22 protein-coding genes are annotated in these 23291 nt (G+C 64.5%); 15 read left to right on the forward strand and 7 right to left on the reverse strand.

The genetic code is table 11. From position 1 onward, the window contains the following. Positions 1 to 10: 10 nt before the first annotated feature. The 10 genes from ACWHXP_RS08770 to ACWHXP_RS08815 all read left to right on the forward strand — a co-directional run bounded on the left by ACWHXP_RS08770 (position 11) and on the right by ACWHXP_RS08815 (position 10699). Positions 11 to 1927: a methyl-accepting chemotaxis protein gene (locus ACWHXP_RS08770; RefSeq protein ID WP_489633992.1), complete on the forward strand. Its 1917-nt coding sequence runs from the start codon at positions 11 to 13 to the stop codon at positions 1925 to 1927. A 46-nt stretch (positions 1928 to 1973) separates the two neighbouring features. Next, positions 1974 to 3587 carry a chemotaxis protein CheW gene (locus tag ACWHXP_RS08775; protein WP_489633991.1) on the forward strand — a complete coding sequence of 538 codons (1614 nt, stop codon included), beginning with the start codon at positions 1974 to 1976 and terminating at the stop codon, positions 3585 to 3587. Between the two features lie 33 nt (positions 3588 to 3620). Further along, positions 3621 to 4742 (forward strand): chemotaxis-specific protein-glutamate methyltransferase CheB, encoded by a 1122-nt coding sequence (gene cheB / locus ACWHXP_RS08780; protein ID WP_489625422.1) that lies wholly within the window; start codon positions 3621 to 3623, stop codon positions 4740 to 4742. 13 nt (positions 4743 to 4755) lie between these two features. After that, a complete protein-coding gene (locus tag ACWHXP_RS08785; protein ID WP_489625421.1) occupies positions 4756 to 5370 on the forward strand; it encodes a HEAT repeat domain-containing protein in 615 nt (204 codons plus the stop codon). Next, positions 5370 to 6230, forward strand: a complete 861-nt coding sequence (locus ACWHXP_RS08790) for a CheR family methyltransferase (RefSeq protein ID WP_489633990.1) — start codon at positions 5370 to 5372, stop codon at positions 6228 to 6230. Before ACWHXP_RS08785 ends, ACWHXP_RS08790 begins: the two co-directional genes overlap by 1 nt. Next, positions 6227 to 6613, forward strand: a complete 387-nt coding sequence (locus tag ACWHXP_RS08795; RefSeq protein WP_034309545.1) for a response regulator — start codon at positions 6227 to 6229, stop codon at positions 6611 to 6613. The genes ACWHXP_RS08790 and ACWHXP_RS08795 overlap by 4 nt, the downstream gene beginning before the upstream one ends. Further along, entirely contained in the window at positions 6610 to 9021 is a 2412-nt protein-coding gene (locus tag ACWHXP_RS08800) for a chemotaxis protein CheA (protein WP_489625419.1), read from the forward strand. Before ACWHXP_RS08795 ends, ACWHXP_RS08800 begins: the two co-directional genes overlap by 4 nt. Further along, positions 9018 to 9257 carry a hypothetical protein gene (locus ACWHXP_RS08805; protein WP_034341450.1) on the forward strand — a complete coding sequence of 80 codons (240 nt, stop codon included), beginning with the start codon at positions 9018 to 9020 and terminating at the stop codon, positions 9255 to 9257. The genes ACWHXP_RS08800 and ACWHXP_RS08805 overlap by 4 nt, the downstream gene beginning before the upstream one ends. A 76-nt stretch (positions 9258 to 9333) precedes the next feature. Continuing rightward, positions 9334 to 9708, forward strand: a complete 375-nt coding sequence (locus tag ACWHXP_RS08810) for a response regulator (protein ID WP_034309554.1) — start codon at positions 9334 to 9336, stop codon at positions 9706 to 9708. A gap of 1 nt (position 9709) precedes the next feature. Beyond that, on the forward strand, positions 9710 to 10699 hold the full coding sequence (locus ACWHXP_RS08815; RefSeq protein ID WP_166675059.1) for a methyl-accepting chemotaxis protein: 990 nt from the start codon (positions 9710 to 9712) through the stop codon (positions 10697 to 10699). Here the strand turns inward: ACWHXP_RS08815 and ACWHXP_RS08820 are convergent. Then, entirely contained in the window at positions 10696 to 11634 is a 939-nt protein-coding gene (locus ACWHXP_RS08820; RefSeq protein ID WP_121040041.1) for a LysR family transcriptional regulator, read from the reverse strand. The two genes, ACWHXP_RS08815 and ACWHXP_RS08820, sit on opposite strands and share 4 nt — an antisense overlap. A gap of 214 nt (positions 11635 to 11848) precedes the next feature. Here ACWHXP_RS08820 and ACWHXP_RS08825 point away from each other — a divergent pair, with 214 nt between their 5' ends. Genes ACWHXP_RS08825 through ACWHXP_RS08835 form a run of 3 tightly spaced genes read left to right on the forward strand, consistent with a single transcriptional unit; the run spans position 11849 to position 14856 of the window. Then, positions 11849 to 13150 carry a CitMHS family transporter gene (locus ACWHXP_RS08825; RefSeq protein ID WP_489633989.1) on the forward strand — a complete coding sequence of 434 codons (1302 nt, stop codon included), beginning with the start codon at positions 11849 to 11851 and terminating at the stop codon, positions 13148 to 13150. Between the two features lie 43 nt (positions 13151 to 13193). Further along, positions 13194 to 14549, forward strand: coding sequence for an acyclic terpene utilization AtuA family protein (locus ACWHXP_RS08830; RefSeq protein ID WP_489633988.1), 1356 nt, complete (start codon positions 13194 to 13196; stop codon positions 14547 to 14549). Between the two features lies 1 nt (position 14550). Beyond that, positions 14551 to 14856, forward strand: a complete 306-nt coding sequence (locus tag ACWHXP_RS08835; protein WP_034336919.1) for an AtuA-related protein — start codon at positions 14551 to 14553, stop codon at positions 14854 to 14856. Positions 14857 to 14914: 58 nt separating this feature from the next. On the opposite strand, the gene ACWHXP_RS08840 is transcribed toward ACWHXP_RS08835, so the two are convergent. Continuing rightward, the gene (locus tag ACWHXP_RS08840; RefSeq protein WP_083859734.1) at positions 14915 to 15169 is read right to left on the reverse strand and encodes a hypothetical protein; all 255 of its coding nucleotides are present in this window, start codon (positions 15167 to 15169) and stop codon (positions 14915 to 14917) included. 322 nt (positions 15170 to 15491) lie between these two features. Here ACWHXP_RS08840 and purT point away from each other — a divergent pair, with 322 nt between their 5' ends. Together purT and nadB are read left to right on the forward strand one after the other, a co-directional pair. Continuing rightward, on the forward strand, positions 15492 to 16703 hold the full coding sequence (gene purT, locus ACWHXP_RS08845; protein ID WP_489625416.1) for a formate-dependent phosphoribosylglycinamide formyltransferase: 1212 nt from the start codon (positions 15492 to 15494) through the stop codon (positions 16701 to 16703). Positions 16704 to 16872: 169 nt separating this feature from the next. After that, complete coding sequence (nadB, locus tag ACWHXP_RS08850) at positions 16873 to 18477, forward strand: L-aspartate oxidase (RefSeq protein WP_121040032.1); 1605 nt, start codon at positions 16873 to 16875, stop codon at positions 18475 to 18477. 4 nt (positions 18478 to 18481) lie between these two features. On the opposite strand, the gene ACWHXP_RS08855 is transcribed toward nadB, so the two are convergent. The 5 genes from ACWHXP_RS08855 to guaB form a co-directional block, all read right to left on the reverse strand. Then, positions 18482 to 19189, reverse strand: coding sequence for a hypothetical protein (locus ACWHXP_RS08855; protein ID WP_489633987.1), 708 nt, complete (start codon positions 19187 to 19189; stop codon positions 18482 to 18484). A gap of 157 nt (positions 19190 to 19346) precedes the next feature. Beyond that, the gene (locus tag ACWHXP_RS08860) at positions 19347 to 19670 is read right to left on the reverse strand and encodes a helix-turn-helix domain-containing protein (protein WP_489633986.1); all 324 of its coding nucleotides are present in this window, start codon (positions 19668 to 19670) and stop codon (positions 19347 to 19349) included. Between the two features lie 105 nt (positions 19671 to 19775). Further along, complete coding sequence (locus ACWHXP_RS08865; protein ID WP_489633985.1) at positions 19776 to 19967, reverse strand: hypothetical protein; 192 nt, start codon at positions 19965 to 19967, stop codon at positions 19776 to 19778. An 80-nt stretch (positions 19968 to 20047) separates the two neighbouring features. After that, positions 20048 to 21640 carry a glutamine-hydrolyzing GMP synthase gene (gene guaA, locus ACWHXP_RS08870; RefSeq protein WP_039788239.1) on the reverse strand — a complete coding sequence of 531 codons (1593 nt, stop codon included), beginning with the start codon at positions 21638 to 21640 and terminating at the stop codon, positions 20048 to 20050. Between the two features lie 105 nt (positions 21641 to 21745). Beyond that, complete coding sequence (guaB, locus tag ACWHXP_RS08875) at positions 21746 to 23215, reverse strand: IMP dehydrogenase (RefSeq protein ID WP_489625412.1); 1470 nt, start codon at positions 23213 to 23215, stop codon at positions 21746 to 21748. Positions 23216 to 23291: the final 76 nt, after the last annotated feature.

Here is a 23291-nt window from a genome sequence, read left to right on the forward strand (position 1 = left end):
GGAGGCGCACATGGCGCTCGTCAAGACTATCCAGAACTCCAACTATGAGGGTGCAACCGACCAGCGCGCGGCCGCCTCGACTTCGCGCCAGGCCGATGCCCTGCGCAAGAAGGCCCGCACCCTGGCCAAGCAGCAGCAGGCCGCCGAGCGTATCGCCGCCGCCACCGCCGAACTCAGCGCCGGCATCTCGGAGGCCTCGGCGGCCACCGAAGAACTGAAAAGCGCCTCCGACCAGATCGCGCGCGGCGCCGAACAGGCCTCCAGCGCCGCCCAGGAGTCGCTGGCGGCCTTCCGTCAGGTCGAGCAGGCCATCGGCCGCCAGTTGCAGAATGCCGATCAAAGCCAGGCGCGCATGCTGGCCGTGCAGAACCAGGTCACCCGCACCAGCGGCGATATCGCCACCCTGGTCACCAACGTGGGCATCGCCGCCCAGCGCCAGTCCAGCTCGGTGACCATGGTGGCCGAACTGGAAAAGCAGGCCGCCAACATCGGCGACATCGTCAAGGCCGTGGCCCGCATCGCCGACCAGACCAACCTGCTGGCCCTGAACGCGGCCATCGAAGCGGCCCGCGCCGGACAGCATGGCAAGGGCTTTGCGGTGGTGGCCGACGAGGTGCGCACCCTGGCCGAGACCTCGGAAAAAAGCGCCAAGCAGATCCAGGAGCTGGTCGGCCAGATCCAGCGTGAAGTCAAGGCCGTGGTCGAAGGCATCGGCGCGGCCGCCACCACTGTCTTGGGCGAGGTCGAAAGCGGCAAGATGATCAGCGCCCAGCTGGAGAACATCCGCCGCGATGCCCAGGTGATCGTCGCCGGCGTGCAAGAGATTGCCGTAGGCGCCCAGCAGTCGGTCGCCGCGACCAAGCAGGCGCTTGATGGCGCCCAGGAAATCGCCGCTGCCGCCGAAGAACAATCGGCCGCTGCCGTCGAATCCGCCAAGACCGTGGCCGAGCAAGGCCAGGCATTGTCGGAAGCAGAAACCACCTCGCAAGCGCTCTCGGAACTGTCCGAAGACCTCAAGAACTCCACCGATGTGGCCAAGAGTGCCGAAGAAGTCGCCGCCAGTGCCGAAGAACTCTCGGCGGCCGTACAGGAAATCAGCCGCGCCAGCGCCCAGATCATGTCGGCCATCGAACAGATCCGCAAAGGTACGCAGGTGCAATCAGTGGCCACCGAAGAATCGGCCACGGCCATCGAACAGATCTCACGCGGCCTGCAGGTGGCACAAGCACGGGCCGGCACCAGCGGCGAACGCGCCACCGCGATCCGGACGCTGCTGGGCGAGAACAAGAAGGCCGTCGATTCGCTCATCGCCGGCATCGCCAATTCGGTCGACGCCTCACGCGCCTCGATCCGCCAGATCAAGGACCTGGCTCTGGTTTCGCGCCGCATCGACAAGATCGTCGATGCCATCACCACGGTCTCCATCCAGACCAACATGCTGGCCGTGAACGGCTCCATCGAAGCGGCCCGCGCCGGCGAGTTCGGCAAGGGCTTCGTGGTGGTCGCGACAGACATCCGCAACCTGGCCCACGACTCGGCCGGCAATGCCGACAACATCAAGGACCTGGTCAAGGCAGTGCAGGACCAGATCGCCGTGGTCGAACGCGACCTGGAAGAAATTGCCGACGCTGCCATCGGCGAAGCCGAAAAAGCCAAGGCCATCACCAGCGCCCTGGTCAGCATCGAAAGCGATGTGGCCGCCGTGGAGCAAGGCACGCAGGAAATCCTGTCGGCCGCCAGCGAGGTGGCTGCGGCCATCGTGCAGGTGCGCACCGGCACCGAGCAGATTGCCGCCGCCGCCCAGGAAGCCGACCGTGCCGCCACCGAAGCCGCTGCCGCCGCGCGCCAGCAGTCCCAAGGGGCCGAGCAACTGGCCGCCGCCGTCGAGGAAGTGGCCTCGCTGGCCGATGAGCTGCAAAGCACCTGACTCGCTGCTCCAGTGAACCCGTGGACCCGAGAAAGGCACACACAACATGAATGACGCATCCCTCATCGAGCGCGAGGTGGCCCCGGCCGCCATCGCGCCCGCACCCGGCGCAGCGACGCCGCCGGCCTACGCCGGCACAGCCGACGACGACCTGCCCCCGCCAGCCGCCGGCGACACCGAACTGCGCCAGTTCGTCACCTTCACGGTAGGCGACGAGGTGTTTGGCGTGGACATGGCGCCGGTACAGGAAATCATCCGCGTGCCGGAAGTGGTGCATGTGCCGCTGGCCCCGCAGGCCCTCCTGGGCCTGGCCAACCTGCGTGGCAAGGTGCTGCCCATCGTCAGCCTGAGCCGCATCTTCGGGCTGCCGGACCGGCCGGCCGACGATGCCAGCCGTGCCGTGGTGATCGACCTTGGCCAGCCGCTGGGTTTCGTGGTGGATCACGTGGCCAGCGTGGTCGGCGTGGACCTGCGCCAGATCGAAGACGTGGCCTGCATCGCCTCCTCGGTGCGCACCGAGTTGCTGTCCGGCCTGATCAAGGACGTCGGCGGCCACCCCATGATCATGGTGCTGGATTTTACCCGCCTGGTGGCGGCCGAATTTGCCGAAGCCGCTACCGGCACGCGCGCCGGCCAGGCCGCCATGGATGGCGGTAGCGCCGAGGAAGTGCAGGCTCAGGGTGGCGACGAACTGCAACTGGTCAGCTTCATGGTGGCCGGCCAGGAATATGCGGTAGCCATCGAAGACGTGCAGGAAATCGTGCAGATGCCGCAGACCATCGTGCAAGTGCCGCATGCGGAGCCGCACGTGCTGGGCATCATGACCCTGCGCAACCGGCTCTTGCCACTGGTATCGCTGCGCCACATGTTCGGCCTGCCGCCGCGGCAGCAGGACCACAGCAGCCGCATCGCCGTGGTCGCGCCGGCGGCCGGGGAATCGGCAGGCGCCGTGGGAGTGGTCATCGATACCGTCAACGAAGTGCTGCGGGTGGCGCTGAACACCGTGGAAGCGGTTCCCACGCTGCTGGCGCGCGACCAGGGGATGGCTGACATCGCCCGCATCTGCCGGCTGGACAACGGAAAGCGGCTGGTGTCGGTGATCGATGCCGTGAGCCTGCTGCGCCAACCGGCCATCGAAACCCTGCTGGAGGACAACGAGATGAACCAGGACAAGCAGCCCGAGACCCGCAGCGACGATGAGGAGCAGGTCGTGGTGTTCCGCTTCGGCGAGGAGGAATTCGGCGTGCCCATCGACAGTGTGCAGGAGATCGTGCGCGTGCCGGAGCAACTCACCCACGTACCGCGCGCCCCGACATTTGTGGAAGGCGTCATCAATCTGCGCGGCGCCGTACTGCCGGTGATCGACCTGCGCATGCGGCTGGGCCTGCCGCGGCTGGAGCGCAGTGATCGCCAGCGCATCATGGTGTTCCTGATCGACCAGGTGTGCACCGGCTTCATCGTCGATTCGGTGGCCGAGGTCCTCAAAATTGAACGCCGCGCCATCGGGCCCGCGCCTTCGCTGTCGAGCCAGCAGGTGCGCCTGCTCTCGCGCATGGCCAACATCGAGAAACAGAAACGCATGATCCAGCTGGTGGAACCCCGCTACCTGGTGGAAGGCGAAGAGCTGGCCCTGCTGGCCGGCATGGGACAAGCCGCGTAAGCCTACGCACGAGAAAGGACAGGAGAGAGAAGGATGAAGCTGCTCATCGTCGATGATTCAGCCCTCATGCGCAAGCAGCTGGGCGAGCTCTTCGAGCAGGCCGGTGGCTTTGCGGTGGCCTTTGCTCGCAATGGCCGCGAAGCCGTCAGCATGAACCTGGAATTCGCGCCCGATGTCGTCACCCTCGACATCAACATGCCCGAACTCGATGGTCTCTCAGCGCTGGCGGAAATGATGCTGCAACGTCCGGTGCCGGTGATCATGCTCTCCTCCCTGACTGCCCAGGGGGCGCTGGCGACCTTCGAAGCCCTGGCCCTGGGGGCGGTGGATTACGTGGCCAAGCCGGGCGGCACCATCAGCCTGGGCATCGATGTGCTTCGCACCGAACTGGTGGCCAAAGTACGGGGCGCTGCCAAGGCCAAGGTGCGCGGGCCCGACGCAGTGCCGCCGGTCCCTTCGCCGCGCAGCGCAGCCCGTACCCGCACCATTGCACGGCCGGCCGATCCTGTCGGATCAGCGGCAGTGGCACCAGCCCCCTCCACGCCGCTGGATGCCCGCCAGCCAGGAGTGGTGGTCATCGGAGTCTCTACCGGCGGCCCGCGCACGCTGGAGCGCATCCTGCCGCAGTTGCCGGCGCACTTCCCCTGGCCGGTGGTGGTGGCGCAGCACATGCCAACCAGTTTTACTGCGCCCTTCGCCGAGCGCTTGGGCCGTCTGTGCGCCCTGCGCGTGGTCGAGGCGGCGCAGCCCATGCCTCTGGAAGCGGGCACGGTCTATGTCTGCAAGGGCGGTGCCGACAGCATCTTCACCACGCGCAACGGCAGACCCACGCTGGTCAGCCGCCCGCCGGACGCGACCCAGCTGTGGCATCCCTCGGTCCAGTTGCTGGGGGCCAGCGCCCTGCAGCTGTATCCGCCCCAGGCCATCGTGGGCGTCATGCTCACCGGCATGGGCAGCGATGGGGCCGAGGCCTATACCGAGATCCGGCAAGCCGGCGGACGCACCATCGCCGAAAGCGAACAATCCGCCGTGGTCTTCGGCATGCCGGCTGAACTGATCCGCCGTGGCGGCGCCAGCAGCGTACTGCCGGCCGACCGGATTGCGGGCCAGCTGATCCAGTGGCTGTGCCCCTTCACCCAACACGACTCACACTGACACGGAATCCATCATGCCCTTGAACAAGTCCACAGGAATGTCCAGCGCCAGTATCCCGGAAGTGGCCCGCGCCACGGCCCTGGCCAGCCTGCAGGCGGCGGACCCGGCGCTGCGCCGCAGTGCGGCCCAGACCCTGGCCGGACAGCCGGAGGCGGTACCGGTCATCCTCGATGCCCTGGAACGCGAATCGAGCCTGGCCGTGCGCACGGCCCTGCTCGATTCCCTGGCGGCCACGCCCGGCGATGAGGCCGTGCAAGCCCTGGCCGGCTGCCTGCGCAGCGAGGACGCGTGGCTGCGCAACGCCGCCATCGACCTCCTGCGCGGCATGCCCGAGCAGGTGGCTCCCGTGATTGCGCACATGCTCATTGATCCGGAAAACGATATCCGCATCCTGGCCGTGGGCATCCTCGACACGCTGCGCCATGCGCGAGTGGAAGACTGGCTGCTGCAACTGATCGATGCCGAGACCGATGTCAACGTCTGCGGTGCCGCGCTGGAAGTGCTGACCACCATCGGCACGCCGGCAGCCATCGGTCCGGTGACCACGCTCATGCGCCGCTTTGCCGACGAGCCCTACATCACGTTTGCCGGGCGCCTGCTGCTGAATCGGCTTGGACGGGGCGCGTAATGAACGTTTCTGCAGAAGCCCCCACCCGCAGCATCAGCGCCGAAGACTTCGAGCGCTTCCGTGAATATTTTTACCGCCGCAGCGGCATCCACTTCGAATCGACCAAACGCTATTTCGTCGACAAGCGCCTCATCGACCGCATACAGGCCGCCGGCTGTGCCGACTTCCGCGAGTACTTCTCGCTGCTGCGCTTCGAGACCTCGGGCCGCGAATGGCAGCGGCTGGTCAACGAGATGACGGTCAACGAGACCTACTTCATGCGCGAGCACTACCAGTTCGACTGCATGGTGCAGTCGATGCTGCCCGAGCTGGTGGCGCGCAAGCCGCGCGGCGAACCGATGCGCATCTGGATCATGCCGTCGTCTTCCGGCGAGGAAGCCTACACGGTGGCCATGTACCTGCTGGAACGCTGGCCGGAACTGGCACGCTGGGATGTGGAGATCGTCTCCTCGGATATCGACACCCGCATCCTGGCCCAGGCCGAGGCTGGCCTCTATTCGCCGCGTGCCGTGCACCAGTTGCCGGCCGCCTGGCTGCAGAAGTATTTCACCCGCGAGGGGGAAAACTGGCGCATCAACCGCAGCCTGCGCGAGGTCGTGGCCTTTACCCGCGTGAACCTGAACGAACGTGCCGAAGTGGCAGCCTACCGCAACTACGACCTGGTGTTCTGCCGCAACCTGCTGATCTACTTCGACGACGCCTCGCGCCGCCGTGCCGCTGAAGCCTTCTATGACGTATTACGCCCGGGCGGTTTCATCTGCCTGGGCCACTCGGAGTCGATGAGCCGCATCTCATCGCTGTTTGCGATCCGCAAGTTTGCACAAGCGATCGTCTACCAGAAGCCATTGGAGCAAGCATGAAACATATCCTCATCGTGGACGATGCTGCCACCGTCCGTCTGTATGAACGGGCCATCTTCGAGGACGCCGGCTATACCGTCCGCGAAGCCAGCAACGGGTTGGAGGCGCTGGAGACGGCGCTGGCCGCCTGTGCCGAAGGCCAGCAGCCCTTCGACCTGTACGTGGTCGACGTCAACATGCCGCAAATGGATGGCTACTCTTTCCTGCGCGCCCTGCGCCAGCACGACATCCCCCAGGCACCGGCCATCATGGTCAGCACCGAAGCCCAGGAATGCGATCGCCGCAAGGCCTTCGAGGCCGGTGCCAATCTCTACATCGTCAAGCCGGCGCGCCCCGTGCCGCTGCTGCGCAACGTCAAACTGATGCTGGGAGAAACGCAATGACGACCGCCTTCTCTCCCCTGCTGCTGCAATTCATGCAGGAGTCGCGCGACGGCCTGCAGGAGATCGCCAGCCGCCTGCTGGCCCTGGAACGCCAGCCGGCCGATCCCGAATTGATGGAGTCCCTGTTCCGCGTGGTGCATACGCTCAAGGGCAACTGCGGGCTGTTCGAGTTTCCCGAGATGTTCCGGGTGCTGCATGCGGCCGAAGACTTGATGAGTGCGGTACGCGACGGCCAGGTCGCCTATGACCGCGAGATGGCCGACCTGCTGCTGGAAGCCATGGACTTCGTGGCACGCCAGTTCGACGACATCGAACTGGCCGGCCAGCCGGACCCGGTCCAGGCTGCCCCGTGCGCAGAACTGGTGGCCCGCCTGCGCCAGCGCTGCGGGATGCAGCTGGCCCAGGGCGGTGGCGATGCCCACCAAGCGAGCCAGCGCGCGGCTGAAGAGGCCGCCCGCAGCCGCATGGCCGAGGCCCTGGGCCGGGTGCCGGCCAGCCTGCGGATGGCGTGGGCGGATGCAGCCCGCAATGGCGAGACCTTGCTGTGGGTGGAATACACGCCGGAACCGGAATGCTTCTTCAAGGGCGAGGATCCGCTGCGCCTGGCCGCGCAGATGCCGGGCGTGCTGTGGCGCCGCGTGTTGCCCGGCAGCGCCTGGCCTGCCCTGGCCGAGCTGGATGCCTATCGTGCCAACCTGGTATTCCAGGCAGTAACGACCGCCGACCGCAGCCTGCTGGATGATCATTTCCGCTACGTGCCGGGCCAGTTCTGGATCACCGCCCTGCCGGCAGCGGCCATCGAAGTCAAGGACCAGACCCGGGCCAACGATGCGCTGATGATCGTGCAAACCCAGAATGATGCACTGTGGGCACTCGAAGGCGCGCCCTGGGTCCCGGGCCATCTGAAGGCCGCCGTCACGACCATCGCCAATTGCATGCGCGCCATCGGACGCCTGGATGTCTTGCCGGCACTGGAAGCCTGCGCCGAGGAAGCCCTTGCGCTGTCGAGCGTGGCGCCGGTGGTGGCCTGGATCGAGCAGCATGCGCAAGTGCAGTCGGTGGCCGAGATGAGCGCAGACGCTGATGTACAAGAAGAAATGATCGCGGCAGAAATCGCCGCACCGGCCGCGGTGGCGGCGGCCGCCGCCCCGGCGACGGCGGCAATCGCCCCCGCAACTCCCGAGGGAGAGGCTCCCGTCAATTTCGGACGCCGTGCCGAGGACAGCAATGGCGCGCGGGTCCTGAAGGTGGAACAGGAAAAAGTGGACCGCCTCATGAACCTGATCGGCGAGATGGTGGTGGCCCGCAACGGCCTGCCCTACCTGGCCTCCCGTGCCGAGAACCAGTACGGCGAGCGCGAGCTGGGCCGCGATATCCGGGCCCAGCATGCGGTCATCAACCGCATCGTCGAGGAGATGCAGGATGCCATCATGCAGGTGCGCATGATGCCGGTGTCCTTCGTGTTCCAGCGCTTCCCGCGCCTGGTGCGCGACATCGCGCGCAAGCTGGGCAAGGAGGTGCAACTGCTGCTCGAAGGCGAGACCACCGAGGCCGACAAAAACGTCATCGAGGCCTTGGCCGACCCCTTGGTTCACCTGGTGCGCAATGCGCTGGACCACGGCATGGAAACGCCCGAAGAACGCCGCGCCGCCGGCAAGCCGGCCACCGGCAAGCTGGTCATGAGCGCACGCCAGGAAGCCGATTGCGTGGTCATCGAGATCGCCGACGACGGGCGCGGCATCGACCCCGCCGTGATCCGCCGCAAGGCCTATGCGCGCGGCCTGGTGGATGAAGCGGCACTGGAACGGATGAGCGACCGCGAGGCCGTGAACCTGGTGTTCCTGCCCGGCTTCTCCACGGCCGAGGCCGTCACCGATCTCTCCGGGCGCGGCGTGGGCATGGACGCGGTGCGCACCGCCATCGAACGCCTGCACGGCAGCGTGCAGCTGGAGAGCCAGGCCGGCCAGGGCACCCGCCTGCAACTGTCGTTGCCGCTGTCGATGGCGGTGACCAACGTGATGATCGTGCAGTCCGGCGGCGTGCAGTACGGCCTGCCGATGGAAGCGGTGGTGGAAACGGTGCGCGTCCCGGCCGCCGACGTACACCGCATCAAGCAGCACAATGCCGCCGTCCTGCGCGGGCGCATCGTGCCGCTGCTTGAACTGAACAGCCTGCTCGGACTGGACACCCCGCAGCGCTGCAACGAGCACGACGAATGGGCGACCCTGATCCTGCGCGTGCACGGGCAGTACCTGGGATTGGTGATCGATGACTTCCGGGAGGTGGTGGAAGTGATCCTCAAGCCGCTCTCGGGCGTGCTCGCCGGCCTCACGGCCTATGCCGGATCGGCCCTGCTGGGCGACGGCTCGGTACTGATGGTCATCAACCCCAAGGAGCTGCTGAAATGACGATCGAATTCAAGGACGACACCCTGCACTGTGCGGGCGTACTGGCCGTGGAGGATGCCGAGGCCCTGCTGGCCCTGGTGGCCGGCCATCCGGCGGCCCCGGTGGACCTCTCCGCCTGCGAGCATGTACATACGGCCTGCCTGCAGGTCTTGATGGCAAGTGCAGCCAGCATCAGCGCCTGGCCGGGCGCGCCGGAACTCAGCGAATGGCTGCGCGCGGCCTTGCCGCAGCACTGAGGCCGCCTGCGCCGCCAACAACCCGGACAAACCAGACAAGCCAGACAAGCAGCATCAACCAGCAAGGAGTACCCAAATGAGCAAGACCATCCTGGTAGTGGACGATTCAGGCACCATGATCCTGAGCCTGAAAAACAATCTCGAAATTTCCGGCTTCAAGGTCATCACGGCCAACGACGGTGCGGCCGCCCTGGCCCGCCTGGGCCAGGCGCCCAAGCCGGATCTCATCATCACCGACATCAACATGCCCAACATGGGCGGCATCGAATTCATCGGCAAGGCGCGCGCCCTGCCGGGTTTCCGCTTCACGCCCATCCTGGTGCTCAGTACCGAGAGCCAGCAGGCCAAGCGCGATGAAGCCCGCAGTGCCGGGGCCAGCGGATGGATGGTCAAGCCGGTGCCGGGCGCCGAGCTGCTCAAGATCGTCAAACAGGTGCTGCCGGGAGCCTGACATGGGAATCATCCACGCCCTGCGCACCCGGGTACGCGCCCAGCCGCACATGCCGGTGGAACCGGGACCGACCTGCCAGGCTGCCCTGGTGGCCAGCATGCAACTCGACGAAGAAATCGCCGTGCGCCTCAAGGGTGCGGTGGAGCAGACCGAGAATTCCTCGCTGGCCATCATGAGCGAAGCGCGCGCCCTGTGCGACCGCTCTGCGCAACTGCTGGAGCGCATGCAGCGTGCCAGCCAGGAAAACGAGCGCGTACGCGACGAGATGCTGGAGACGGTCGATGCTTTGGTCGCCATGACGGAATTCCTCAAGAGCCTGCCGGAACGCATGCGCCGCGACGTCGAGAGCATCGGCCGTATTGCCGTGGAGATCGACAATCTCTCGGACCTGGCGCAGAGCGTCCAAGGCATCAGTACGCAGTCGCACCTGTTGTCGATCAACACGGCCATCGAGGCCAGCCGTGCCGGCCCGCAAGGCGCGGCTTTCAAGGTGATCGCCTCGGAGGTACGCAACCTGGCAGCCAATTCGCATACCGCAGCGGCGCGGATTCGCACTACCTTGTCGGAAGTGCGCAAGACCTTGCACGACGAACTGGGCGGCAATACAGCCCAGTCGGCGGCCGACCTCGATCGCATCGCCGCCACCGCCGAGGCCGTGGGCAGGCTGCGTAGCAGCTTCGAGCACGTGCGCGATACCAGTGACCAGCAATACGCGCAGATGATGGCGCATGGCGAGGAACTGGTCGCGACCACCGGCAACATGCTGGGCCATCTGCAGTTCCAGGACGTAGTGCGGCAATGCGTGGAGCGCGTCCAGTACGCCGTGGACCGGCGCAATGCGGCCTTGGCCCAAATGGCGGGCGAGACCACGGTGATCCTGCCCGCGCATGAGGCGGCCACGGTGATCGCGCAGGTGGTCATCGATTACGTGGAACAGGAGCACCGCCACCTGGTGCGCGAGCCGGACTTGCCGGCCATGGAATTGTTCTAGGAAGCCTGTGGTTTGCGGCCGCGCCGCGCGGGGGTTGCGCTTTCAGCGCGCGCCTTGGCCTGGATCAGGTCCAGCAATCCTTGTGCGGCGATGGACAGGCTGCGCTCCTTGGGCGTGACGATCAGCAGCGGCCGCACCAGCTCGGGCGCGTCCACCGGAATGGCCACCAGATTGGGCAGGCGGAACTGGAACAGCGTCAGCTCCGGCACCACGCTCACGCCCAAGCCGCTTTCGATCAGGGCCGCCAGGGTGGCCAGGTGTTCGACCTCCAGCCCGGTGTGGATCACCGCGCCCGGCCGCAGCACGGCATCCAGATGCTGGCGCACGCTGGTGGAGCGCGCCAGGTGGATCATTTCGCACCCGGCCAGTTGGGCCACCTTGATGCGGCGCTTGCCGGCCAGCGCATGGTCCTTGCGGCAGACCAGGTAGAACGGATCGGCGCACAGGGGCTGCGTGGTGAACTCCAGCAGATTGGGGCCCGGCGCGGTGAGGGCGATATCGGCCTTGCCCTGGCGCAGAAGGTCCAGGCATTGATCCGATATGGCATCAAACAGCTCCACCGCCACGCCCGGATGACGTTGCCGGTAAGCCGCCAGCACCGGCGGCAGCCACCCCGCCGCCAGCGATGGCAAGGCCGCGATGGCCACCCTGCCCTTGCGCCGTGCGACGTAATCGTTCATGTCCGCCAGCGCCGCCTCCATGTCCGCCACCAGCTGGCGCGCCACTTCGACAAAGACTTCACCTTCGGGCGTGAGGCTCACGTTGCGGGTATCGCGCTCGAACAGGCGCGCGCCGGTCGCGGTTTCCAGCTTCTGGATCATGGCGCTGAAGGCGGACTGCGACACATGGCAGCGCTCGGCTGCATGGCCGAAATGACGGCAGTCGGCCAAGGCCAGGAAGGCGTGCAGCAGGCGCGTGGAGAGGTTGGCGTGCATGGTGGAAAACGGGATTAGATTATGCTGGAAAGCAGGTCAATCAATCGAAAAAAGCGACTTTACAACAAAATCGGCCGCCACCTACACTCGCCCTGCTCACATCCGCGCACCCTGTACGGAATCATGTACAGAAGCTGAAGCACAAAAAAGAACGAACCGGTACCGGATGTGCTGACACGACAAGAACATCACATCAAAAAAACCGGAGACACGCATGTTGGCCCTGCTCGGCTTTGTCACGATCGTATCCTTGTTCATGGCCATCCTCACCAAGAGGATGTCGCCCCTGGTGGCGCTGATCGCCATTCCCATCATTGCCGCGCTGGTCGGTGGCTTCGGCTTGCAGACCTCCAAGTTCATCGTCCAGGGCGTAACCGCCATTGCGCCGGTGGCCGGCATGTTCGTCTTTGCGATCCTGTTCTTCGGCATCGTCACCGATGCCGGCATGCTGGACCCGATCATCAGCCGCATCCTCAAGACCGTGGGCAGCCGCCCTACCCGCATCGTGCCGGGCACGGCGCTGCTGGCGCTGCTGATCCACCTGGATGGCTCGGGTGCGGTGACTTTCCTCATCACCATCCCCGCCATGCTGCCGCTGTACACGCGGCTGGGCATCGACAAGCGCATCCTGGCCTGCGTGGCCTCGATGGCGGCAGGCGTGAATTTCCTGCCGTGGACCGGGCCAATGATCCGCGCCTCGGCGGCGCTGCACATCCCGGTCTCGGACATCTTCACTCCGCTGGTGCCGGTGCAACTGGTGGGGCTGGCGTTCGTGTTCATCGCCTCGTATCTGCTGGGCCTGAAGGAAGAGCGCCGGCTCGGGCTGGGCAAGGGATCGAGCGTCGATTTCGTGCAGCAGCATGAACTGAGCGAGGCGCAACTGAAGATCCGTCGCCCGCAGAATTTCTGGGCCAACATCGTGCTGACGGTCTTCGTGCTGGGCGTGATGATCAGCGGCAAGGTCGATCCGGTGGTGATGTTCATGATCGGCGTGGTGCTGGCGCTGATGATCAACTATCGCGACGTGGCCATGCAGCGCGAGCGCATCGACGCCCACGCCAAGGCGGCCCTGCTGATGGCCAGCATCCTGTTTGCGGCCGGCGTGTTCACCGGCATCATGACCAAGTCAGGCATGCTCTCGGCCATGGCCAAGACCGCGGTCGGCTTCGTGCCGCCCGAGATGGCCGGGCATATCCCGGTGGTGCTGGGCGTGCTGTCGATGCCGCTGTCGCTGCTGTTCGATCCGGATTCCTTCTACTTCGGCGTGCTGCCGGTGATCGCCGAGGTCAGCCACATGCTGGGCGTACCGACCATCCAGGTGGCCCAGGCAGCGCTGTTGGGCCAGATGACGACCGGTTTCCCGGTCAGCCCGCTCACGCCCGCGACCTTCCTGGTGTGCGGCCTGGCCGGGATCGAACTGGCGGACCACCAGAAATACACCATTCCCTTCCTCTTCGGTGCCTCCGTGGTGATGACCATCGCCTGCGTAGTACTGGGGCTGTTCCCGCTGTTCTGAGCGCGGGCCACTGGAAGTGCAACACCCTGTTTTGGAGAAGCGCATGACCCAAGATCCACAACGCACCGTGCGCATCGGCGCCGGTGCCGGCTATTCAGGCGACCGCATCGAGCCGGCCGCCGAACTGGCCGAACACGGCCAGCTGGATTACCTGATCTTCGAATGCCTGGCCGAGCGCACCATCGCCATCGGCCAGCAAGCGCGGCTGGCAGACCCGAGCAAGGGTTACGACCCGCTGCTGGCCGAACGCATGCATGCTGTGCTCAAGACCTGTGCCACCCAAGGCATCCGCCTCATCACCAATATGGGCGCGGCCAATCCGCTGGCGGCGGCGCAACGCGTGCGCGAGATCGCGCGTGAACTGGGACTGAGCGGACTGAAGGTAGCAGCCGTGGCAGGAGACGACGTGCTGGAAGCCGTGCAGCAGGACGAATGGCGCATCGAGGACAATGGCCAGCCGGTCGCTTCCCTCGGTAGCCGCCTCATCTCGGCCAATGCCTATCTGGGCATCGCCCCCATCGTCGAAGCCCTGCAGGCCGGTGCCCAGGTCATCATCACCGGCCGCGTGGCCGATCCCGCGCTGGTATTGGCACCGCTGGTACACGAATTCGACTGGGTCGCCGATGACTGGGACAAGCTCGGCCAGGGCACCCTCATCGGCCACCTGCTGGAGTGCGCCGGACAGATTACCGGTGGCTATTTTGCTGATCCCGGCAAGAAGGACGTGGCCGGACTGGCGCGGCTGGGGTTTCCGATTGGTGAAGTGAAGGCTGATGGCAGTGCCGTCATCACCAAGGTGGCAGGGTCCGGAGGACAAGTCACGGCCCGCACCTGCAAGGAGCAATTGCTCTATGAGATCCATGATCCGAGCGCCTACTTCACGCCGGATGTGATTGCCGATTTCTCGCAAGTCCGCATCGAAGAAGTCGGGCCGGACCGCGTCGCCGTCACCGGCGGCCGTGGCCGTGCGCGACCGCAGACGCTCAAGACCACGCTGGGCTACCGCGACAGTTTCATTGGCGAAGGCCAGATCTCGTATGCCGGGCCGGGCGCGCAAGCGCGTGCGCAACTGGCCGGCGAGATCGTGCGCGAGCGGCTGGCGCTCACGGGTGTACAGACTGAAGAACTGCGCGTGGACCTGATCGGCATCAATGCCATTGCCGGTGAACAGATGTCGGCGCATGCGCCCGAGCCGCACGAAGTCCGCCTGCGCGTGACGGGACGAACGGCCAGCATGAAAGAGGCGGTCCGCATCGGCAACGAAGTCGAGACGCTTTATACCAACGGCCCGGCCGGTGGCGGCGGCGCCACCAAGTCGGCCCGCGAAGTCATCGCCGTGCTGTCGCTGCTGCTGCCGCGCACGCTGGTGCATCCATCCGTTTTCATCGAGGAAGCCTGAGATGCTGCTCAGAGAAATTGCTCATTCGCGCGCCGGAGACAAAGGCGACATATCGAATATCTCCGTAATCGCCTATCGGCAGGAGGACTATGCGCTGCTGGAGCGCACCCTGACGGCCGAGCGGGTGCGTGCGCATTTTGCCGGCGTGGTCCATGGGGAAGTGGTGCGCCACGCGCTGCCGCATCTGGGGGCACTCAACTTCGTGATGCAACGCGCGCTGGGCGGAGGGGTTACCCGGTCACTGGCGCTGGATGCGCATGGGAAGGCGTTGTCGGGGGTGATGCTGGACTTGGAGCTGGACTACTGACCAAGTCGCCCTTGCAGGCGGTGTCAAAGGCTCGCAGCCTCCATGAATACGGGTGCGATCATTCGAACCGGATCGGCTCGGCAGGACTGCGATCAAGAAGGTCCTCCAGCGCGCTCACATCCTCATTGATGAGGCCATGCTCTCGATTCATCTGGCAGAGCGCGTCGCCCATTCGCAGATGACCGCCAGGCTCCGCCACACCGTTCACTAATTCAGGGACCTCTGCTTCAGGGCTGTATGGCTGCAGGGCAGCGCGCAAGCTAGGCGCCAAAGATTTGCTCGAAAGAAATGGCGGTTGATCTGTCTTGGACATGGATGTTCGCTTTTATGTTGAGATCGCCGAATTTGGCGCAACAATTCAAACTCGTCCAGCGCCAAAGTCCCGTCTCGTAGGAAACGTGCTCGGTTGCGCTCATTCACTGCAAAAACGCGAGAAAAGACCGACGTTATTCGATCCGCGTCGGTACCGTAGTCAAAATTCATTTCCCAAAGGAAAAATAAGCAATTTTTCGCCGATACTTCTTGTCAGAACTAGGCATATTGCGACTGTCCAAACCCTGCAAGATTTGGTATCGTCCGCCCGTGATTGATTCTCGCACTGCATCAGCGCCCCCCGCTGACACACTCCCCCCGATATGAAAAAACCAATCCGAATCGGCACTCCTCTGTCTCCTTCCGCCACCAAAGTCATGCTGCTGGGCTCCGGCGAACTCGGCAAGGAAGTCATCATCGCCCTGCAACGCTTGGGCGTGGAAGTCATTGCCGTTGACCGTTATGAGAACGCCCCTGGCCAGCAGGTCGCCCATCGCGCTCACGTGATCAACATGACCGACGGTGCCGCCCTTGCCGCACTGATCGAGCAGGAGCAGCCCGACCTGATCGTGCCCGAAATCGAGGCCATTGCCACCGAGACCCTGGTCAAGCTGGAAGAAGTCGGCCGTGCCCGCGTGATCCCGACCGCGCGCGCTGCCTGGCTGACCATGAACCGCGAAGGCATCCGCCGCCTGGCCGGTGAAACCCTGGGCCTGGCAACCTCGCCCTACCGCTTTGCCGACAGCCTGGACGAACTCAAGGCGGCCATTGACCAGATCGGCTTCCCCTGCGTGATCAAGCCGGTCATGTCGTCTTCCGGCAAGGGCCAGTCCAAGATCGACGGCCCCGATGAAATCGAAGCCGCCTGGAACTACGCCGCCGCCGGTGGCCGCGTCGACTCCGGCCGCGTGATCGTCGAAGGCTTCATCGACTTCGACTATGAAATCACCCTGCTGACGGTGCGCTCGCTCAACGAAAACGGCGACACCATCACCAGCTTCTGCGACCCCATCGGCCACGTCCAGGTCAAGGGCGACTACGTCGAGTCGTGGCAGCCGCACCCCATGCCCAACGCCGCGCTGGAAAAGGCCCGCGACATCGCCCGCAAGGTCACCGAGAACCTCGGCGGCTTGGGTCTGTTCGGCGTGGAACTGTTCGTCAAGGGCGACATGGTCTGGTTCTCCGAAGTCAGCCCGCGTCCGCATGACACCGGCATGGTCACCATGGTCAGCCAGGTGCAGAGCGAATTCGAACTGCATGCCAAGGCCATCCTCGGCCTGCCGGTCAATACCGCCCTCAGGAGCCCCGGTGCCTCCGCCGTGATCTACGGCCAGCATGACGCCCGGGGCATCGCCTTCGATGGCGTGGCTGAAGCGCTGCGCATCCCGGGTGCCGACATTCGCCTGTTCGGCAAGCCGGAATCCTTCGCCCGCCGCCGCATGGGCGTGGCGCTGGCTTCCGGTGACAGCGTCGAAACCGCACGTATCCGCGCCAAGCAGGCTGCGGCCAAGGTCAAACCGGTCATTCCGCAGTGATCTTGCGCTCAGTCGCATGACGTGAACGGGCCCCGACGAAAATCGGCGCCCGTTTTGTTTTATGCGGGCAAATACCTCGCCGGGGAGCCAGAAACGATATAAACGATATGCCCGCGGCATGCCGCTATAATCACCGTCTCCCTCCACAACAGCAGCTTTGCTCACGATCATGAAGTGTGATGTCGCCATCCTCGGCAGCGGTCTGGCCGGTCTTTCCGTGGCCCTCCATCTGGCAGAGAAGTACCAGGTGGTGGTCGTTTCCAAGGGCGAGCTGCTGGACGGGGCCAGCAACTGGGCACAAGGCGGCATTGCTGCCGTGCTCGATTCGGGCGACAGCCACGCCCAGCATATCGACGATACGCTGGTGGCCGGTGCCGGCCTGTGCGATGAAAGTGCCACCCGCTACATCGTCGAACACGGCCGCGAGGCCATCGAATGGCTGATCGCGCAGGGCGTGCCCTTCACCCGCGACGACAGCGCCGAGCTGGGCTATCACCTCACCCGCGAAGGTGGCCACAGCCAGCGCCGCATCATCCACGCCGCTGATGCCACCGGCCACGCCGTCCAGGTGACGCTGGAGCAGCGCGTGCGGGCCCACCCCAACATCACGCTGCTGGAGCATCACTGCGCCATCGACCTGATCCATGCGCGCAAGCTCGATCCCAAGGCCGAACCGCGCTGCCTGGGCGTGCATGTCCAGGACACCGCCAGCGGCCGCGTGCTGGCCATTGCGGCCGGCCGCACGGTGCTGGCCACGGGCGGGGCCGGCAAGGTGTATCTCTACACTTCCAATCCCGATTCAGCCACCGGCGACGGCATCGCCATGGCCTGGCGCGCCGGCTGCCGGGTGGCCAACATGGAATTCATCCAGTTCCATCCGACTTGCCTGTATCACCCTTACGCAAAATCCTTCCTCATCAGCGAGGCCTTGCGCGGCGAAGGGGCCTTGCTCAAGCTGCCGGCTTCGGCGGGTGCTCTGGCGGGCCAGCGTTTCATGCCGGAACACGACGAGCGTGCCGAGCTGGCCCCGCGCGACATCGTGGCGCGTGCCATCGATTTCGAGATGAAAAAACGCGGGCTGGACCATGTCGACCTGGACATCAGTCATCAAAGCCCGGCCTTCATCGCCGAGCACTTCCCGACCATCCAGGCGCGCTGCCTGGAGTTCGGCATCGACATCACGCGCCAGCCCATCCCGGTGGTGCCGGCAGCGCACTACACCTGCGGCGGCGTGGTGACCGACATGGCCGGCCGCACCGACCTGCCAGGCTTGTATGCGGTCGGCGAGACGGCCTATACCGGGCTGCATGGCGCCAATCGCCTGGCCAGCAATTCGCTGCTGGAATGCCTGGTGCTGGGCCGCTCGGCGGCCGAAGATATCGAACGGGAGTTGTCCGCGGGCACCTGGCGCATCGCCGAGGTACCGCAATGGGATGAAAGCCGCGTCAGCGATGCCGACGAGGAAGTGGTGATCGCCCACAACTGGGACGAGCTGCGCCGCTTCATGTGGAATTACGTCAGCATCGTGCGCACCGACAAGCGTCTCGAACGCGCCCAGCACCGTATCCGCCTGCTCAAGGAAGAGATCGACGAGTACTACGCCAACTTCCGCATCTCGCGCGATCTGCTGGAGCTGCGCAACCTGGTGGATGTGGCGCAGTTGATCGTTTCCAGCGCCCTGATGCGCAAGGAAAGCCGCGGCCTCCACTTCAGCCAGGACTATCCACGCACCCTGCCCCGCGCCACACCGACCATCCTGCCGGGACGCCCGTAAGCGGCTATTTGCTCTGGCGGTATTGTTTGCGGTAGACGTTGGGGGCGGCCAGCACGTCGGCGACGGTCTGGCTGTAGCGGGTGGCGGCCTCTCCTTCCAGGGTATCGAAGTGCAGCACGGGCCGTTCGCGCGGCACGGGCATGCATTGCGCGACCGGCATGCCTTTGGGCAGTACGCCGACAAACTCTTCATCGGTCCAGACGGCCGGGAAATTGATTCCGGCGTCATGGAACTGGTCCGCATCCACCAGTCCTGAGAGCAGCCTGAACGGCAAGTCGTGACGGTTCACCGGATGCGTCGCGAAGAGTGACCAGCCAGGTTCCAGTTCGATGGTCCAGAAGCTGTTGAACTTCAGCACCAGCGCATCGCCGTGTTCGAACGGTGTGCCGGTGACCTGCGCGGGCGGATGAAAACTCAATGGCGCACGCGGATGGCCCTCCACGGTGGTCGCCGGGGCTTCCCAATCCCAACTGAAGCTGCCTTTGTCCACGTGCACGTCGCAGGGCAGCAAGATCATGAAGCCATGGGCCATCGCATCGATGAAGGGCGGGCATTGCTTGACGGTACGGATATCGCGGTCATGCAGCGCGGAGAAGGCCTTGGCCGGCATGCTGCGGATCCAGTCGGGGATCAGCTCGCGGGCCAGGCGGGGACGTGGGAGGTGGTCAATCAGCGCAGGATCGCAGCGGAAGTGGATTTGCGGTGAGGGCATGAGGTTCAGGGGCGATATGAAGATTCAAGACCACGACTTTGCCTGAAACAGCGGTGCAATGGGGGCGAAGCCAATGATAGCGCGCCACGGTCGCCCTCCGGATATGAAAAAACCCGCCTTCAGCGGGTTTTTTCAGAATGGTCAGGTTCGGGAAACTTCATACGACGCTCAACTCTTCGGACAACTCGGGGTGCTTGATGATCAGCCTTAGCAGACATAGCACTCCTCCTGGTGGCGCGAACCGTCCTTGCTCCCAATCGCGCAATGTCGCTACCGGGGTTTCGATGCGCTCGGCAAAAGCGGCTTGCGTCAGCCCGGATTTCTCCCGTGCCTGACGCACGATGATCTGCTCCGGGGTTGTAACACGTCCAATCCCTGCCTTCGCCTCTGCAAGTGCTTGCCGCAGATCGGGAAGAGCCTCGCCGGCATCAGCCTCGATAGCCTTTGCTACTCTCTCAACGTCGATTTTGCTTATGCCCATATCACGCCACCTTCTTGATGTCAGCGGGAAGCATGTTGGAGCGTTCGGCCTTCGCATACGCCGTCACCAGCAACACCACTTCCTGCTCCGTCAGGTTGAAGTAGATCACCCGCGCGCCGCTTGACTTGCCTGATCCCGAACGGCTCCAGCGAACTTGCGTGCACCATCAGCACCAGGGATCACATCCCCGACCAGCGGGTTCAAAGCAATCCAACCGATGAAGGCCAGTCGCTCATCCTCTGACCACAGCTTCTCGGCCTGCTTCTGGAAGGTCGGAGTTTCGATCACGGTGCGCATGGATCGAATTATACGGGATACCCGTACTTAGTCAATCCATGCAGACCGAGATCCCCTCTTCGTCAACGACAGGCGCAGGATCACTCCCACTCAATGGTCGCCGGCGGCTTCCCCGAAATGTCATAAACCACCCGGTTCAAGCCACGCACCTCGTTGATGATGCGATTGGACACGCGTCCCAGCAGCTCATGCGGCAGGTGCGCCCAGTGCGCCGTCATGAAGTCCTGCGTCTGCACCGCACGCAAGGCCACCACGTATTCGTAGGTACGGCCATCACCCATGACGCCCACCGACTTCACCGGCAGGAACACGGCAAAGGCCTGGCTGGTCTTCTCATACCAGCTTTGACCATCTTCATCCTTCGTATTGCGCAGTTCTTCGATGAAGATCGCATCCGCACGGCGCAGCAGGTCGGCGTACTCTTTCTTCACTTCACCCAGGATACGCACACCCAGGCCAGGACCTGGGAACGGATGGCGATACACCATCTCCGGCGGCAGGCCCAGCGCCACGCCCAGTTCGCGCACTTCGTCCTTGAACAGTTCGCGCAGCGGCTCCAGGAGCTTCAGGTTCAGCGTTTCCGGCAGGCCGCCGACGTTGTGGTGGCTCTTGATGGTGTGGGCGGTCTTCTTGCCCTTGCCGGCGCTTTCAATCACGTCCGGATAAATCGTGCCCTGGGCCAGCCACTTGGCGCTGGTCAGCTTGGCCGATTCGGCCTGGAACACTTCCACGAATTCGCGGCCGATGATCTTGCGCTTGGCTTCCGGATCGGTCACGCCCGCCAGGTGGCCCATGAACTGTGCAGTGGCGTCAACATGGATCACCTTCACACCCAGGTTCTTGGCAAACATTTCCATGACCATCTTGCCTTCGTCCAGGCGCAGCAGGCCGTGGTCGACGAACACACAGGTCAGCTGGTCACCGATGGCGCGATGGATCAGCGCTGCCGCCACGCTGCTGTCGACACCGCCCGACAGGCCCAGGATGACTTCATCGCTGCCCACTTGCTGGCGGATCATCTCGACGGCTTCGGCGATGTAGTCCGGCATGTTCCAGTCCGACTGGCAGCCGCAGATCTCGTGCACGAAGCGGCCCAGCATGGCCTTGCCCTGCACCGTATGAGTCACTTCCGGGTGGAACTGCACACCGTAGAAACGACGCTCTTCGTCGGCCATGCCGGCGATCGGGCAGTTGCCCGTGGAGGCCATGAGCTTGAAGCCGGCGGGCAGTTCGTTGACCTTGTCACCGTGGCTCATCCACACCTTCAGCATGCCGTGGCCTTGCGCATTGGTGAAGTCGCTGATGTTGTCCAGCAGCTTGGTGTGGCCGTGCGCGCGCACTTCAGCGTAACCGAATTCACGCAGGTGGCCGTTCTCGACCTTGCCGCCCAGTTGTTCGGCCATGGTCTGCATGCCGTAGCAGATGCCCAGCACCGGCACGCCCAGTTCGAAGACCGCTTGCGGGGCACGCGGCGTGTCGCCTTCGGTGACGCTGTTGGGGCCGCCGGAGAGGATGACGCCGGCCGCGCCGTAGTTGCGCACGAACTCGTCGGTCACGTCATGCGGGAATACCTCGGAAAACACACCGGCTTCGCGCACGCGGCGAGCGATGAGCTGGGTCACCTGGGAACCGAAGTCGAGGATCAGGATTTTCGAATGCGAATGCGTGGACATGGGCAGTGAGGTCTGGCTACGTTAAAAATGGACTTCTGAAAAGATCAACAGCCCGACAGCCTGGCACAAGGCCGGTGGACTGTCGGGCTGTGGCCGCATCGAAAATTACTCGGCGCGGTAGTTCGGGGCTTCCTTGGTGATCTGCACGTCGTGGACATGCGATTCACGCATGCCGGCCGCGGTAATCTCGACAAACTCGGCGCGCTCGCGGAAGTCGTCGATGGAGGCACAACCGCAGTAACCCATGGAGGAGCGCACGCCGCCCACCAGCTGATACAGGATCGCAACCACGGAGCCCTTGTAGGCAACGCGGCCTTCGATGCCTTCCGGCACGAACTTGTCTGCGGTGTTGTCGCCGTCCTGGAAGTAGCGGTCGGCCGAACCGTCAGCCATCGCACCCAGCGAACCCATGCCGCGATACGACTTGTAGCTGCGGCCCTGGTACAGGATCACTTCGCCCGGGGCTTCTTCGGTACCGGCGAACATGCTGCCCATCATCACGGCCGAAGCGCCGGCGGCCAGCGCCTTGGCGACGTCGCCCGAGAAACGGATACCGCCGTCGGCGATCACCGGAACGCCAGTACCCTTGAGGGCTTCAGCGACGTTGGCGATGGCCGAGATCTGCGGCACGCCGACGCCGGCGACGATACGGGTGGTGCAGATGGAGCCGGGGCCGATACCGACCTTGACAGCATCCGCGCCATGTTCCACCAGAGCCTTGGCGGCAGCGGCGGTAGCGATGTTGCCGCCGATGACTTCGACGTGCGGGTAGCGGGTCTTGACCCACTTGACGCGGTTGAGCACGCCAGCGGAGTGGCCGTGGGCGGTGTCGACCACGATCACGTCCACGCCAGCGGCGACCAGCAGCTCGATGCGCTCGTCATTGTCCGGGCCGACGCCGACGGCGGCACCCACGCGCAGCTTGCCGTGTTCGTCCTTGCAGGCGAAGGGGTGTTCGGTGGATTTTTCGATGTCCTTGACGGTGATCAGGCCGCGCAGCTCAAACGCATCGTTGACCACCATCACGCGCTCCAGGCGGTGCTTGTTCATCAGACGCTTGGCTTCTTCCGGATCGGCGCTGGAGCCGTTTTCCTTGACGTAGACCAGCTTGTCGCGCGGGGTCATCTTGGCGCGGACTTCTGCGTCCAGTTCTTCTTCAAAGCGCAGGTCGCGGTTGGTGATGATGCCGACCAGCGCCTTGCCTTCCACCACCGGGAAGCCGGAAATGCCATGCTGCTTGGACAGCGCGATGACGTCACGGATCTTCATGGTGGGGGGGATGGTGATCGGGTCACGGACCACGCCGGACTCGAAACGCTTGACCTTGGAAACCTCGCGCGCCTGTTCCTTGGGCGTCAGGTTCTTGTGGATGATGCCGATGCCGCCCTCTTGCGCCATGGCAATGGCCAGGCGGGATTCAGTCACGGTATCCATTGCCGCGGAGACCAGCGGAATGTTCAGCGAGATGTTGCGCGTCAGGCGCGTGGTCAGGGAAGTGTCTTTGGGGAGGATGTCCGAGAAGGCCGGAACGAGCAGCACATCATCGAACGTGAGTGCTTTTTGGAGAAGACGCATAGTGTTTCCTATAGGCGCAAAACCGAATTATACAGAAAAGCTGAACGCGCGTCTTGCTCTACTTGCGTTTCTCCCT

This window comes from Herbaspirillum sp. Her2, from assembly GCF_057961375.1.